Raw genomic sequence first — 14413 nt, 5'->3', positions numbered from 1 at the left:
GCCCACCTTTGTCTCCTTTATGCAGGTTCGTTGCATTCAAAATATGAGCACCAACCCCTGCAATCCCCCCCAATATCCACAATTCTGAGCACCAAGCCTCCAACATCCTCGAATCGGCGACCCAAAACAAAAAAGGTGCGCCAATTTGCGCACCTCTTGAACATCCCACTCACGACTACGAAGTTAAACGCTTAACCGGCGCATTCTTCTGACGATCCCACATCACGGTCAGCAGGCGCTGCAGTGCGATAAACGCGAACAACAGAATACCGATGGCGATCTTTGTCCACCAGGAACTCAGCGTGCCGTCGAAGTTAATCCATGTCTGAATCAGCCCCTGGATCAACACCCCAAACAACGTGCCGAGCACCGTGCCCACGCCACCGGACAGCAAGGTGCCGCCGATCACCACAGAGGCAATCGCGTCCAGTTCCACGCCCAACCCTGCCAGGGCGTAGCCTGCTGAGGTATAGATCGAGAACACAATCCCCGCCAGTGTCGCCAGGGTGGTGGAAAGCATATAAATCTTGATGGTGGTGGCGCGCGTCGAAACGCCCATCAACTGCGCTGATGTCAGATTGCCGCCAATCGCATACACCTGATTACCAAAACGCGTGCGATGCGCGAGGATGATCCCGCCAATGACCACCACCAGCATAATCACTGCCAGCAAACTAAGGCGCCCGCCCCCGGGGATCTTCCACGCCAGGCTAGACAGTGTGGAATAGAGCGGATGATCAATGGGAATCGAATTCTCCGACACCAGATAGCTACAGCCGCGCAGGAAAAACATCCCCGCCAGGGTAATAATAAAGGCCGGGATCTTCAGCGCATCGATAAGCCAGCCCATCATGGCGCCAAACAGTGCTCCCATCGCCAGCACAATCGCGAAGGCAAGAATCGGATCGACGTGATAATCACCGATAATTTTCGCCAAAAATACACCGCTAAAGGCGATAACGGCCCCCACTGACAGATCGATACCGCCTGACAAAATCACAAATGTCATGCCCACGGCGATAATGCCGAGAAACGCGTTATCGGTCAGGATATTACAGATCACGCGTGTCGAGGCAAAGCCAGGGAACTGACTCAGGCAGAACAGATAACCGGCGACAAACACCAGCAGCGTAATCATCAATGGCAGATGGCGTTTAATCATTTTGGACGTCTCCCTTTCAGCATGGCGATAAAGCGCGGCGATTGCAGCAACAGCACACACATCACCACCACCGCTTTCACCACCTGATTCAGCTCCGGCGGGAAGCCAGACAGCAAAATACCGGTGTTCATCGACTGAATAATCAGCGCGCCAACCAGCGACAACACCAGATTAAAACGCCCGCCCATCAACGATGCACCGCCAATCACCACGGCGAGAATGGCATCCAACTCCAGCCATAGACCGGCGTTGTTAGCATCGGCGCCACGTATATCGGCTGCCACGATCAGGCCCGCGACTGCCGCACACACGCCGCTAATGGCATAAGTGGACATCACTACTAACCAGCCATTAACACCAGCATTACGTGCGGCGCGCAGGTTAATCCCCACCGCTTCGATAAACAGGCCCAGCGCGGTTTTGCGCGTCAGCAGCCACACTAACAGTGCCACCAGTAGCGTTATCCACACCGGAACCGGCAGCATCCACAGCGAGCCGCTGCCAAACCAGCCGAGGCTGTCGCTGTTAAAGGTCACAATCTGACCCTGGGTAATCAGCTGAGCGATACCGCGCCCGGCCACCATCAAAATCAACGTGGCCACAAACGGCTGAATCTTCAGGAGGGCGACCAGCACGCCGTTCCACAAGCCACAGGCCAGACCGGTGCCGAGTGTGGCGAGAATAATAAAACTCAGGCTGTGTCCCGCAACGGTCAGGGTGGCCGCCGTCGCCCCCGCAATCGCCATCACCGCGCCGACCGACAAATCAATCCCGCCAGTGGCAATCACCAGCGTCATACCGACCGCCAGTAAGGCGACGGGTGCAGCGCGGTTGAGGATATCAATCGGGCTGCCGAACAGGCGGCCGTCCTGAATATGCACGGCAAAAAAATTGTTGGCGACCAGGCTATCCACCAACAGCACCAGAATCAGCGCGACGATTTGCGGCATGCCTGGCGGTAACTTCGGCTTACGCCGTTCAGGTTTTGGATGTGTCATAGGGGATTCAAGCATGTTGTGCTCCTCCATCGGCGATGGCATTGACGATCGACGCCACCGACAGCTGCTCCAGCGGGATTTCAGCCACCTGCTTCAAATCACGCATGATCAACACGCGGTCGGCATAGCCCACCAGCTCTTCGAGTTCAGAGGAGATAACCAGTAACGCCAATCCATCGGCGCACAAGGTTTCAATCAAACGAATGATCTCGGCGTGTGCACCGACGTCAATGCCGCGCGTCGGTTCGTCGAGGATTAAGAATTGCGGCTTCGTCACCAGCCAGCGTGACAGCAGCACTTTTTGCTGATTACCGCCGGAAAGTAATTCAACCGGCTGATCGGCATGTGGCGTGCGAATCCCCAGGCTTTTGATAAAGCGATCGGCGATGGCCTGCTGCTCACGGCGTTTGATCGGTCGCAGCCAGCCGCGTTGGGCCTGTAGCGCCAGAATAATATTCTCGCGCACCGATGCAGCGCCGATAATACCGTCGGTTTTACGATCTTCCGGGCAGAACCCCATGCCCAGATGGGAGGCTTTGGCCGGTGTCCGGATGTGCTGCACTTTGCCTTTGATGGTGGCAGTGCCCCGATCCGCACGACGGATACCAAACAGCACTTCGGCGGTTTCCGTGCGCCCCGATCCCAGTAATCCCGCTAAGCCCACCACTTCTCCCGGACGCACCTCCAGGTCGAAAGGCTCAATGGTGCCCTTCTTGCCGTAGTCTTTGAATGACACCACCGGTTGGTTGCTTTTCAGCGTGCTGCCCTGACGCTGCAAGGCAGTTTCCAGTAACTCGCGCCCCAGCATCAGTTTGATCAATTCGATTTGCGGCAGCGATGCCGTATCACGCGTGGCTATAAACTGGCCATTGCGCAAAACGGTAATACGATCGGTGATGCGGTACACCTGGTCGAGAAAATGAGTCACAAAAATCAGGCTCATCCCTTTGGCTTTCAGTTGCGCCATCAGGGTGAATAGCATTTCCACTTCGCTGGCATCGAGGCTGGCGGTGGGTTCATCGAGGATTAACACCTGTGCGGAGAGATCCACGGCGCGGCAAATCGCAATGATTTGCTGCATCGCCACCGAGTAATGGCCCAGGGGACGCGTCACGTCGAGCGCAAAACCGTAGTTGCGCATCAGTGCATCGGCATCGCGCACCATACGCTTGCGGTCGATCATGCCAAAGCGGCGCGGCTCACGGCCGATGTAGAGATTGTCTGCCACCGACATATTCGGCAGGAGGTTCACCTCCTGATAGACCGTGCCGATGCCCATTTGCTGTGCATCGGCGGTATTGTGCGGTGAAATGGCAGTGCCATTCAGGGTGATGGTGCCTGCATCACGGGTGTACACGCCGGTCAGCACTTTAATTAACGTGGATTTCCCGGCGCCGTTTTCGCCCAGCAGCGCCATGATCTCGCCTTTGCGAATGCTGAATGACACATTATCCAGCGCTTTCACGCCGGGGAAACCTTTGCTGATACCGTTTAGAGTCAGGAGTGCGGATGCATCTGCGGTGCTCATCAGGTTCTACCTCGCCTTACGTCATGAAAAACCGCCCCGAAGGGCGGTTGCGGGGATCAGTAACCCATGCCTTTTTTGGTGTCGAGCTGTGCCTGCGCGGAGTCTGGCAGATACAGTTTCGATTCGGTTTTGATGATTTTTGGTGGCATCGTGCCGTCTTTTTTGAATTTCTCCAGTGCATCGAATGCCGGACCCGCCATGTTTGGCGTCAGCTCGACGTTGGCATTGGCCTCACCCGCCAGCATCGCTTTATAGATATCCGGTACGCCGTCGATAGAACCGGTCAAAATATCTTTGCCTGGCTTCAGACCCGCTTCTTTAATGGCCTGAATGGCGCCGATCGCCATATCATCGTTGTGCGCATACACCATGCAGATGTTCTTGCCGTTGTTTTCCGCTTTGATAAAGCTCTCCATCACCTCTTTACCTTTACTACGGGTAAAGTCGCCGGACTGCGAGCGGATCACTTTGATGTTGTTGTGGCCCGCGATGGCTTCGGCGAAGCCTTTTTTGCGGTCGATGGCTACGCTGGCACCCACGGTGCCTTGTAACTCAACCACATTACACTTCTTATCGCCGACCGTTTTCACCAGCCAGTCACCGATCAACTTGCCTTCCAGCACGTTGTCTGCGGTCACCACCGCCATGTACAGCGACTTATCTTTCACCACGATAGCGCGGTCTAACAGGAACACCGGGATTTTGGCGTCTTTGGCTTCTTCCAGCACCGGTTCCCAACCGGTTTGTACTACCGGGGCGATGAAGATGGCGTCAACGCCCTGCGCGATAAACGAGCGCACCGCTTTGATTTGGTTTTCCTGCTTCTGCTGACCATCGGCGATTTTCAACGTGATACCGCGCTTTTGCGCTTCGCTTTTCGCCACGTTGGTTTCTGCTGAACGCCAGCCAGACTCCGAACCAACCTGTGAGAAGCCCACCGTCATATCAGCGGCAAGTACAGACGTACTGAGTGCTGAACTGACCATGGCGGTTAAGAGTAAACGTTTCCACATAATTTCATTCCTCTGAAGGGAGTGTGCTGTAGGGGTACAAAACGCAGATTAAGCCTGGCGCAAAAGCGAGAAAACAAGCGCGACATGCCTCACAAAATAGAATGAATTAAAGGAGTTACGAAATTATGCATATAAGAAGTCATACCAGCCATATGGACAATTTGCCTGATATTTATTTCAGTGTCGGTTAAATAAATGTAATAAACAGAATCGGTTAGGATGGTGGCTACTGGAAGCGATTACAGACGCTGCGTAAAGAATGGTTATCGACTGCGGGCACAAGCAATGATCAGTTTTGTGATTATTCGCACACTACATGATTTACAGTTTCAAAGCGTGTAGATGCCATTGCTTAACAGTTCGACATAAATCGCCCTAATAAATGTCTTATATGAATGAAAGTCAGTGCACTAAGCCTGATAAAAAATGACAACTTTCATTTGCGTTAAGGGTGTGAGCTTTTTTCACATTATGCCGTCTGTCAGGGTTGAACTTGTCTTAATCCCGTCTGGAAATGCGTGTTTAAAACGGCAAAATGAAGAAAAAATGTCTTTTGATGAGCGAATTAGCTCACGTTGTCTGATTTTTGAATTTTTTTAACGCTGGCGTATGGACTCTGTCAGAGTGCTCCCTATACTTGGGCACTTCCGAGCACTTTATTTTTAAATGGCAATCATGACTGCGCTAGATTACCTGCTGAAATTCCGCAAAGTGAATAATCTCGATAGTCTGGAAAAACTCTACGACCATCTTAATTATTCGCTGACCGATGACAATGACATCATCAATATGTATCGCGCTGCCGATCATCGTCGTGCTGAACTTGTTTCCGGCGGCCGCCTTTATGATATGGGCCGCGTGCCGAAATCAGTCTGGCGCTACGTAATGTAATGGGTTTTCCCCGCCTTTTTCTGCACTATTGCGTTGTCCATGTCGGGCGTGCCCCGTTTGGACATACAACGCCTTCTTAATTTCGCTACAGGATCCGAAAGATGACCGAATCGGTAAACCCGCCGCGTATTGCTGGCTGGCTGTTGTTGCCGCTAGCCTGGTTGATTATGACGATGCTGACCAGTGCGCTGGTGGTGGCCATGTATCTGAGCCCGTTGTTTGATACAGAATTGCGTACCACGTTGTTCACTCATGCCAGCCAATTGTTCACGCAATGGGCGATTTCCCTGCTCACCGCAGGCGTGGTTTGGGTCTACAGTATCTGGGTTTGCTGGATGTTCTGTAAACGTTCGCGCCGTCTACCGCGTCATTACATCCTGTGGTTGCTGATGACGGTGTTACTGGCGTTGAAAACGTTCGCGTTCACCCCGGTGGCGGATAACAAAGCCATTCAAACGCTGTTGTTGTCACTGCTGGCGGCGGCGGTCTTTGTGCCCTACTTCAAACGTTCTCAACGTGTGAAAGAGACGTTTATCCAGCCATAACGGCGCGAGTTTCGTCAGGAATTTAATTCTGCGTGCTCTCAACATCCACAGATTTTGTGTAGAGGTTGAGATGCACCTCTCAATTCCGGATAATAGACGCCTTTCGGCTTCCCAGGTTAAAAAATGACCGATTACTTACTTCTCTTTATTGGCACCGTGCTGGTGAATAACTTCGTGTTAGTGAAGTTTCTCGGCCTATGCCCCTTTATGGGCGTGTCAAAAAAATTGGAAACGGCCATTGGTATGGGACTCGCCACCACTTTCGTGATCACCCTGGCGTCGATTTGCGCCTGGCTGGTGAACCATCTGATTCTGGTGCCGCTCGATCTGGTGTACCTGCGAACCCTGGCGTATATCCTGGTGATCGCCGTGGTGGTGCAATTCACCGAAATGGTGGTGCGCAAAACCAGTCCGTCACTCTATCGCTTGCTGGGTATCTTCCTGCCGCTCATTACCACTAACTGTGCGGTGCTGGGTGTTCCCCTGCTGAGTGTCAATCTTAACCACACCTTTATGCAGGCCGCGGTTTATGGCTTCAGTGCTTCGCTTGGCTTCTCGCTGGTGATGGTGCTGTTCGCTGGCATGCGTGAACGCCTGGTGTTAGCCAATGTCCCCGCGCCGTTTAAGGGCAACTCGATTGCATTGGTCACCGCAGGTTTGATGGCGCTGGCCTTTATGGGCTTTACCGGGTTGGTGAAATTCTAATGACCGCGATTTGGATTGCTATTGTGGCTATTGCTGCGCTGGGCCTGGTTTTTGGCGCCCTGCTCGGTTACGCCTCGCGTCGATTCGAGGTAGAAGAAGATCCGATCGTTGAACAGATCGACAGTATTCTGCCGCAAAGTCAATGCGGCCAATGTGGTTATCCCGGCTGCCGCCCGTACGCCGATGCCGTGGGTAATAATGGTGAAGCCATTAATAAATGCGCCCCCGGTGGCGAGCAAACCATGCTCAAGCTGGCCGCGCTGCTCAACGTTGAACCGCAACCGCTGGATGGCGGTGAGGAAGTGCAGGAACCGATCCGCACCGTGGCCTGGATTGATGAAGCCAACTGCATCGGCTGCACTAAATGTATTCAGGCTTGCCCGGTAGATGCGATTGTCGGTGCTACCCGTGCCATGCATACCGTGCTGAGCGATGTCTGTACCGGCTGTGATTTGTGTGTTGCTCCCTGCCCGACCGACTGTATTGAAATGCGTCCGGTTGCTACGACCACGGCCAACTGGAAATGGGATCTCGAAACCATTCCTGTACGGGTGATCCCGGTAGAAACTCATGCTTAATTTGTTAAAACTATTCCGCAAAGAGAAGCTGTGGGATTTTCAGGGCGGCATTCATCCGCCGGAAATGAAAACACAGTCTAACGGCACGCCGTTAAGCCAGTTACCGCTGCCTGAACAATTCATCATTCCGTTAAAACAGCATATCGGCCATGAAGGCGAGATTTGCGTCTCACCGGGCGATCACGTCTTGCGTGGTCAGCCGCTGACGTTTGGCAGCGGTCGCATGCTGCCGGTGCACGCACCAACCTCCGGCACCATCGAAGCGATTGCGCCACATATGACCGCGCACCCTTCGGGTCTTTCCGAACTGTGCATTTTCCTGCGCGCCGATGGTGAAGATCGCTGGACCACGCTCGATCCGCAACCTGACTTCCGTTCGCTTACTCGTGAAGATGTCGTCAAACGCATCCATGAGGCAGGCGTCGCCGGTTTGGGGGGGGCAGGCTTCCCGACCGCCACCAAGCTACGTGGCGGATTGCGCGGCGTCAAAACCCTGATTATCAATGCCGCAGAGTGCGAACCTTACATCACCGCCGATGATCGTCTGATGCAGGACTGCGCGGCTGAAGTGCTGGAAGGTTGTCGTATCCTCGCCTGGGTATTGCAGGCTGAGCGTGTGCTGATTGGCATCGAAGATAACAAACCCGAAGCGATTGCAGCGCTGAAGCAGGCTTTGGGTGGTGACCGCGAGTTGCAACTGCGTGTCATCCCCACCAAATACCCTTCTGGCGGTGCTAAACAACTGACCCAGATTCTTACTGGCGTTGAAGTGCCGCACGGCGGTCGTTCGACCGATATTGGCGTGCTGATGCAAAACGTCGGTACGGCCTGGGCGGTAAAACGCGCCATTATCGATGGCGAGCCAATTACCGAACGCGTCGTTACCCTGACCGGCGAAGCCATTGCGCAGCCGCGTAACGTTTGGGGACGCCTGGGTACGCCAGTTAGCCATCTGTTACATCATGTGGGTTTCGCACCGGGTTCGCGTCAGATGGTGATCATGGGCGGCCCGCTAATGGGTTTTACGCTGCCGTCACTGAATGTGCCGCTGGTTAAAATCTCCAACTGCATTCTGGCACCTTCTGCCAGTGAAATGGGCAATAACGAAGAAGAACAGTCTTGTATTCGTTGCAGTGCCTGTGCGGATGCCTGCCCGGCGAAACTGCTGCCTCAGCAGCTGTTCTGGTACAGCCAGGGCGGCGATCATGAGAAGGCGCGCGCTCACAATATCGATGACTGCATTGAGTGCGGTGCCTGTGCGTACGTCTGCCCAAGTAATATTCCGCTGGTGCAATATTATCGCCAGGAGAAGGCAGAGCTGCGCGCTATCGATCTCGAAGCGAAGCGCACCGCCGAAGCTAAAGCGCGCTTTGAAGCGCGTCAGGCGCGTTTAGAGCGGGAAAAACTGGCGCGTGAAGCGCGTCATGAAGAAGCTAAACAGCGTGTGGCACGTAGCGATCAGGGTGAACGTGACGCGGCGATTGCTCGCGTTAAGGCGCGTGCCGCCAAAACACCGGAACAGGAAACTGCCGAACGTGAGGCTCGCCATGCCCAGGCGTTAGCTCAGCAGGCGGAAAAACAGTCTGAAACGCAGGCGCTGAGTCGCCAGTCTGGCGATCCGCGTAAAGCCGCGGTGGAAGCGGCCATTGCACGTGCTAAGGCGAAGAAGTCTGGTGTGGCGGTTGGCGAACAACCGTCTGAAGCTGCTGGTGTTGCACCCGCCGCTGAGGCTGATCCACGTAAAGCTGCGGTTGAAGCCGCCATTGCGCGCGCCAAAGCGAAGAAAGACGCTGCGGCGGCTAGCGAACAAAATCCTGAAACTGCTGATGCAGCCCCGGTCGCTGAAGTTGATCCGCGTAAAGCGGCGGTTGAAGCCGCCATTGCGCGCGCTAAAGCTAAGAAAGCCGCTGCGGCGGCTGGTGAACAAGCGCCTGAACCTGCTGATGTCACTCCTGCCGCTGAGGTCGATCCTCGCAAAGCCGCGGTTGAAGCCGCTATTGCCCGTGCTAAAGCCAAGAAAGCCGCTGCGGCTGGCGAACAAGCGCCTGCATCTGCTGATGCAGCCCCGGCTGCAGAAGTTGATCCGCGTAAAGCGGCGGTTGAAGCCGCCATTGCGCGCGCTAAAGCGAAGAAAGCTGCGGCGGCTGGCGAACAAGCGCCTGAACCTGCTGATGCAACTCCTGCTGATGCAGCCCCGCCCCATGAGGTTGATCCACGTAAAGCTGCGGTTGAGGCCGCCATTGCCCGTGCTAAAGCGAAGAAAGCGGCTGCGGCGGCTGGTGAACAAGCATCTGAACCTGCTGATGCAACTCCTGCTGCTGAAGTGGACCCTCGCAAAGCCGCGGTTGAAGCCGCTATTGCCCGTGCTAAAGCGAAGAAAGCGGCTGCGGCGGCTGGCGAACAAGCGCCTGCATCTGCTGATGCAGCCCCGGCTGCAGAAGTTGATCCGCGTAAAGCGGCGGTTGAAGCCGCCATTGCGCGCGCTAAAGCGAAGAAAGCTGCGGCGGCTGCCGAGCAAGCTTCTGCGTCTGTTGAAGCCGCACCTGAATCATCTTCTGAAGTGGAGGCTGCTGCCTCTCCTGACTCCGCCGACCCACGTAAAGCGGCCATTGCCGCCGCGGTCGCCCGTGCCAAAGCGCGTAAAGCGCAGCAGCAGCCTTCGACGACTGAGGATTAAATGGCTTTTCGTATCGCAAGTTCCCCTTATACCCACAACCGCCGCAGCACCGGCAACATCATGCTGCTGGTGGTACTGGCTGCGCTGCCGGGTATGGCCGCGCAGTGGTATTTCTTTGGCGTGGGTTTTCTGATTCAGGTATTGCTCGCCACCGCCACTGCGTGGATCACCGAAGGCGCCATTTTGCGTCTGCGCAAAACACCCGTGGTTCCAACACTTGCGGATAACTCCGCCCTGCTTACTGCATTGCTGCTCGGCATCAGTCTGCCGCCGCTGGCACCCTGGTGGCTGGTGGTCATTGGCACCGTGTTTGCCATTGTTATCGCGAAACAATTGTATGGCGGCCTGGGTCAAAACCCCTTCAACCCAGCGATGGTCGGTTATGTGGTCTTACTGATCTCCTTCCCGGTGCAGATGACCAGTTGGTTGCCGCCGGATACATTGCAGGCAATCAAACCCGGCCTGCTGGATTCTCTCAGCATGATCTTCACCAATCACACGCTGGCCGGTGAAACCATGCAGCAGTTGCAGCTCGGGGTGGATGGCGTCAGCCAGGCCACGCCGCTGGATACCTTTAAAACCGGCTTGCGCGCCGGACATAGCGCAGAACAGTTGCTGGCGGAACCGATCTATACCGGTGTGCTGGCGGGATTGGGCTGGCAGTGGATCAACCTCGGTTACCTGCTGGGCGGTATGCTGCTGCTGGCAAAAAATGCCATTCGCTGGCACATACCCGTCAGTTTCCTCGTGTCGCTGGCCTTCTGCGCCACCCTTGGCTGGTTGTTTTCACCGGAATCGCTCAACTCGCCGCTGATTCATTTGTTCTCCGGCGCGACCATGCTCGGCGCATTCTTTATCGCCACCGATCCGGTCACCGCCTCGACCACTAACCGTGGTCGCCTGGTTTATGGAGCACTGATTGGTTTGCTGGTGTGGCTGATTCGCAGCTTTGGCGGCTATCCGGACGGCGTGGCGTTCGCCGTTTTGCTGGCAAACATTTGCGTGCCGCTGATTGATTACTACACCCAGCCGCGCGTTTACGGCCATCGCAAGGATTAATGATGTTCGATGCTATTCGTAAAAATGCCGTGACGCTGGCGGCGTTTGCGGTGATCACCACCGGCGTCACTGCGGTGGTGAACTATGTCACCAAGCCGACGGTGGAACATCAAACGGCACTGCAGCAAAAAAACCTGCTCGATCAGGTAGTGCCTACCGAGATTTATGACAACCACATTCAGCAAGAGTGTTTCCTGGTGACGGATGCAGCAGCATTAGGCAATAACCAGCCGCATCATCTCTATCTGGCGCGTAAAGGTGATAAACCCGTCGCGGCGGCGCTTGAGACTACCGCGCCAGACGGCTATTCTGGTGCGATTCAGATGCTGGTCGGTGCCGATTTTCACGGCAAAGTATTAGGTGTCCGGGTAGTGGAACACCATGAAACGCCTGGACTGGGCGACAAGATTGAACTGCGCATTTCCGACTGGATCAACAGCTTTAACGGCAAAGTGGTGCACGGTGCCGACGACAAGAACTTTGCGGTGAAAAAAGACGGTGGTGAATTTGATCAATTTACCGGCGCGACCATTACCCCGCGCGCAGTGGTGAATGCCACTAAACGTACCGCATTACTGATTGAAACGTTGCCAGCGAAGCTCTCTTCGCTGCCCGAATGTGGAGATGCACCATGAGTGAAGCAAAATCCCTGCTGGTTGGCGGCCTGTGGAAGAACAACTCCGCCTTGGTGCAACTGCTGGGCTTGTGCCCGCTGCTGGCCGTGACCTCAACCGCCACTAACGCCCTCGGCCTTGGCCTGGCCACCACGCTGGTGTTAACCATCACCAACAGCGCTATCTCCGCCTCGCGTCGTTGGGTGCCGGCGGAAATCCGTATCCCTATTTACGTCATGATCATCGCTTCGGTAGTGAGCTGCGTGCAGATGCTGATCAATGCTTACGCTTACGGGCTGTATCAGTCACTGGGTATCTTCATTCCCCTGATCGTGACCAACTGTATTGTGGTGGGTCGTGCGGAAGCGGTGGCTTCTAAGAGCAGTATTCCGCTGTCGGCGCTGGATGGTTTTGCCATTGGCATGGGCGCGACCTGCGCGATGGTGACGCTAGGTTCGATTCGTGAATTGATCGGTAGCGGCACCCTGTTTAACGGTGCTGACCAACTGCTGGGCCCCTGGGCCAAAGCGCTGCGCATTGAAGTGTTCCATTTCGATTCACCGATGTTGCTGGCGATGCTGCCGCCTGGAGCTTTTATTGGCTTAGGCATGCTGCTGGCCGGTAAATATCTGATCGATCAGAAAATGAAGCAACGAGCCGCCCTGCGCGCTGCTGAACCTGAAGCCGCGCCACAAGGTGAAACCGGGAAGGCCGTGTGAACAAGGAAAAGCGACTGCAAATTCTCACGCGCCTGCGTGATGACAATCCGCATCCCACCACGGAGCTGTACTTCAGTTCGCCGTTTGAACTGCTGATTGCGGTGCTGCTGTCCGCGCAGGCCACGGATGTCAGCGTGAATAAAGCCACGGCGAAGATGTATCCGGTGGCAAACACCCCCGCCGCCATTTTGGCTTTGGGTGTTGATGGTGTGAAAGAGTTCATCAAGACCATCGGCCTGTTTAACAGCAAAGCGGAAAACGTTATTAAAACCTGCCGCATTCTTATTGAGCAGCACGGTGGTGAAGTACCGGAAGATCGCGCGGCATTAGAAGCCCTGCCCGGCGTCGGACGCAAGACCGCCAATGTGGTGCTGAATACCGCCTTTGGCTGGCCGACCATTGCCGTGGATACGCATATCTTCCGCGTCAGCAATCGCACCCGCTTCGCGCCCGGCAAGAACGTCGAAGAAGTCGAAGATAAACTGATTAAAGTGGTGCCATCTGCCTTTAAAGTCGATTGCCACCATTGGTTAATCTTGCACGGCCGCTATACCTGCGTGGCACGTAAACCACGCTGCGGCTCCTGCCTGATTGAAGATTTGTGTGAGTTCGACGCTAAAGAGCCTTAGTGTCCGCCAGGGGCTTCAGCCACGGCTCCCACAGAAAGACTGACTCCGTCGCCAGCGCGCGAAGATGGTTCTCATCCGCACCGCAGGCGTTAATCAGGGATTGCAGGGTCATGAGTTTTCCTCGCTGACAAAGGTTTCATCCGGCACGTCCGGGGTGTCACTGATAATGAATATGTCGGCCGGGAGCGTGAAGTTGCGCAGCTTCAGCAGCGCCAGCGGCCCCTCACCCGCTTCTGTTCGCAGAATGTAGTTTAGCGGGCGGCCGTCGGGAGCCTGCCAGGTGAGTCGCCAGCTGCTGCGGATGCCCGGATTGGCGCTGACCTGAGCCTTATCCAGCAGGCGAATCAGGCCCCAGCTGCCCGGCATGTCACCATACTGGCGGGTGCCGGCCTTCGTGCTTATCCAGCTTAGCGACGCGCCCGGCGCTTCGGTGTCAGCAGGCCAGGTGAAGCGCTTCCACACCGGCTGCTGATTCATGTAGGTGAGCTTCTGACTGTCGATAATCAGGTCAGTCTGCATCACGTCTGCAGCCGTGCCAGGACGCAGCTCAAAGTGCAGCCCGGCCTCTCCGCGGGTGAACACCACGTCAGAAATCCGGCTCAGTTGGTTCATCGCTTTCAGGAATGCGGGATTGAATGTCAGTCCCTGGGCGTTGATGCTGTCCGGTACCCAGCGGGTGCCTTCGCGGTGCAGCACACCGCTCAGGCGCGACTGCAGGAAGCGGGTGATGCGACCGTTGTCCGCATTCAGATATTTCGCCAGCAGCGGCAGTGACACCTCACTGCTGACATTTTTAAACGGATAGCGGCCGCCAAACGCGCTGTTCCACTCGTTCACCACCGCCTGCTGCCACTGGGCGTTCAGGCTGCTCGCAGCCGGCATCAGCACCTGCTGCCAGGCCTGCTCCATCGGGCGCACAAACACCGTCTGCCCGAAGCCGCTCCACTCCTGTCCCAGCCCGGCGGCGACCAGGCTGCCGTAATCACGCGTGTCAGTCAGGTCAACCGTTTTCCCCTGAAACACCGTCTGCGCCAGCGTCTGCGTCATGGCCTGCGGGTCTGCCGCGTTGGTGACCTGCTGCAGGCGCAGACGCACCTGAGTCACGCGCGTCAGGAAGGTACGCAGGCTCATACTGCTGCTGCCCTGACTGTCAGTCAGCGCCAGCAGCGGGCCGAAAGTCGCATCGAGTGGGCCGCTCGGGCCGCTGTTCTGGTCAATGGCAGGGCGCTTTTCCCTACTGAGCAGGTTCTGCGCAGACTTCACCAGCGAGTCAGCAATAGCATCCCCACTCTGCC

General features: G+C 55.8%; 14 protein-coding genes. 9 read left to right on the top strand and 5 right to left on the bottom strand.

The features are described 5' to 3' along the window. Positions 1–175: 175 nt before the first annotated feature. Genes yjfF through ytfQ form a run of 4 tightly spaced genes read right to left on the bottom strand, consistent with a single transcriptional unit; the run spans position 176 to position 4701 of the window. Positions 176–1162 (bottom strand): galactofuranose ABC transporter, permease protein YjfF, encoded by a 987-nt coding sequence (gene yjfF / locus FD737_RS04790; protein WP_038647220.1) that lies wholly within the window; start codon positions 1160–1162, stop codon positions 176–178. Then, the gene (gene ytfT / locus FD737_RS04785; protein ID WP_058962433.1) at positions 1159–2175 is read right to left on the bottom strand and encodes a galactofuranose ABC transporter, ATP-binding protein YtfT; all 1017 of its coding nucleotides are present in this window, start codon (positions 2173–2175) and stop codon (positions 1159–1161) included. The genes yjfF and ytfT overlap by 4 nt, the downstream gene beginning before the upstream one ends. Then, positions 2168–3688, bottom strand: coding sequence for a galactofuranose ABC transporter, ATP-binding protein YtfR (gene ytfR, locus FD737_RS04780; RefSeq protein ID WP_034827399.1), 1521 nt, complete (start codon positions 3686–3688; stop codon positions 2168–2170). Before ytfR ends, ytfT begins: the two co-directional genes overlap by 8 nt. A 56-nt stretch (positions 3689–3744) precedes the next feature. After that, positions 3745–4701, bottom strand: coding sequence for a galactofuranose ABC transporter, galactofuranose-binding protein YtfQ (gene ytfQ, locus FD737_RS04775; protein WP_097119804.1), 957 nt, complete (start codon positions 4699–4701; stop codon positions 3745–3747). A gap of 675 nt (positions 4702–5376) precedes the next feature. On the opposite strand from ytfQ, the gene ydgT reads away from it, so the two are divergent. The 9 genes from ydgT to nth all read left to right on the top strand — a co-directional run bounded on the left by ydgT (position 5377) and on the right by nth (position 13118). Next, positions 5377–5592, top strand: coding sequence for a transcription modulator YdgT (gene ydgT / locus FD737_RS04770; protein ID WP_034827409.1), 216 nt, complete (start codon positions 5377–5379; stop codon positions 5590–5592). 101 nt (positions 5593–5693) lie between these two features. Beyond that, on the top strand, positions 5694–6137 hold the full coding sequence (locus FD737_RS04765; protein ID WP_034827411.1) for a DUF2569 domain-containing protein: 444 nt from the start codon (positions 5694–5696) through the stop codon (positions 6135–6137). Between the two features lie 123 nt (positions 6138–6260). Then, entirely contained in the window at positions 6261–6842 is a 582-nt protein-coding gene (rsxA, locus tag FD737_RS04760) for an electron transport complex subunit RsxA (RefSeq protein ID WP_034827413.1), read from the top strand. Further along, positions 6842–7420, top strand: coding sequence for an electron transport complex subunit RsxB (gene rsxB / locus FD737_RS04755; RefSeq protein WP_034827415.1), 579 nt, complete (start codon positions 6842–6844; stop codon positions 7418–7420). The genes rsxA and rsxB overlap by 1 nt, the downstream gene beginning before the upstream one ends. After that, positions 7413–10097 carry an electron transport complex subunit RsxC gene (gene rsxC / locus FD737_RS04750; RefSeq protein ID WP_160832848.1) on the top strand — a complete coding sequence of 895 codons (2685 nt, stop codon included), beginning with the start codon at positions 7413–7415 and terminating at the stop codon, positions 10095–10097. Before rsxB ends, rsxC begins: the two co-directional genes overlap by 8 nt. Continuing rightward, the gene (gene rsxD / locus FD737_RS04745; protein ID WP_160832847.1) at positions 10098–11156 is read left to right on the top strand and encodes an electron transport complex subunit RsxD; all 1059 of its coding nucleotides are present in this window, start codon (positions 10098–10100) and stop codon (positions 11154–11156) included. 2 nt (positions 11157–11158) lie between these two features. Beyond that, positions 11159–11791: an electron transport complex subunit RsxG gene (gene rsxG / locus FD737_RS04740; protein ID WP_202404469.1), complete on the top strand. Its 633-nt coding sequence runs from the start codon at positions 11159–11161 to the stop codon at positions 11789–11791. Then, a complete protein-coding gene (locus tag FD737_RS04735; protein ID WP_097119808.1) occupies positions 11788–12489 on the top strand; it encodes an electron transport complex subunit E in 702 nt (233 codons plus the stop codon). The genes rsxG and FD737_RS04735 overlap by 4 nt, the downstream gene beginning before the upstream one ends. Beyond that, the gene (gene nth, locus FD737_RS04730; RefSeq protein WP_160832845.1) at positions 12486–13118 is read left to right on the top strand and encodes an endonuclease III; all 633 of its coding nucleotides are present in this window, start codon (positions 12486–12488) and stop codon (positions 13116–13118) included. Before FD737_RS04735 ends, nth begins: the two co-directional genes overlap by 4 nt. A gap of 108 nt (positions 13119–13226) precedes the next feature. On the opposite strand, the gene FD737_RS04725 is transcribed toward nth, so the two are convergent. Then, on the bottom strand, positions 13227–14413 hold a 1187-nt coding region (locus FD737_RS04725; RefSeq protein ID WP_304622096.1), incomplete at its 5' end, for a type VI secretion IcmF C-terminal domain-containing protein.

Source organism: Pantoea sp. Seng, from assembly GCF_009829935.1.
Classification (GTDB): Bacteria; Pseudomonadota; Gammaproteobacteria; order Enterobacterales; family Enterobacteriaceae; genus Pantoea; species Pantoea communis.
The sequence above is the reverse complement of the archived record's forward strand: the minus strand, read 5'-3'. Positions and strand labels throughout refer to the sequence as shown.

Coding starts and splice junctions, on each gene's coding strand:
- rsxG (WP_202404469.1), top strand. CDS start 11,159: ATGTTCGATGCTATTCGTAAAAATGCCGTGACGCTGGCGGCGTTTGCG.
- rsxB (WP_034827415.1), top strand. CDS start 6,842: ATGACCGCGATTTGGATTGCTATTGTGGCTATTGCTGCGCTGGGCCTG.
- rsxC (WP_160832848.1), top strand. CDS start 7,413: ATGCTTAATTTGTTAAAACTATTCCGCAAAGAGAAGCTGTGGGATTTT.
- yjfF (WP_038647220.1), bottom strand. CDS start 1,162: ATGATTAAACGCCATCTGCCATTGATGATTACGCTGCTGGTGTTTGTC.
- ydgT (WP_034827409.1), top strand. CDS start 5,377: ATGACTGCGCTAGATTACCTGCTGAAATTCCGCAAAGTGAATAATCTC.
- ytfR (WP_034827399.1), bottom strand. CDS start 3,688: ATGAGCACCGCAGATGCATCCGCACTCCTGACTCTAAACGGTATCAGC.
- ytfT (WP_058962433.1), bottom strand. CDS start 2,175: ATGCTTGAATCCCCTATGACACATCCAAAACCTGAACGGCGTAAGCCG.
- FD737_RS04735 (WP_097119808.1), top strand. CDS start 11,788: ATGAGTGAAGCAAAATCCCTGCTGGTTGGCGGCCTGTGGAAGAACAAC.
- rsxD (WP_160832847.1), top strand. CDS start 10,098: ATGGCTTTTCGTATCGCAAGTTCCCCTTATACCCACAACCGCCGCAGC.
- ytfQ (WP_097119804.1), bottom strand. CDS start 4,701: ATGTGGAAACGTTTACTCTTAACCGCCATGGTCAGTTCAGCACTCAGT.
- rsxA (WP_034827413.1), top strand. CDS start 6,261: ATGACCGATTACTTACTTCTCTTTATTGGCACCGTGCTGGTGAATAAC.
- FD737_RS04765 (WP_034827411.1), top strand. CDS start 5,694: ATGACCGAATCGGTAAACCCGCCGCGTATTGCTGGCTGGCTGTTGTTG.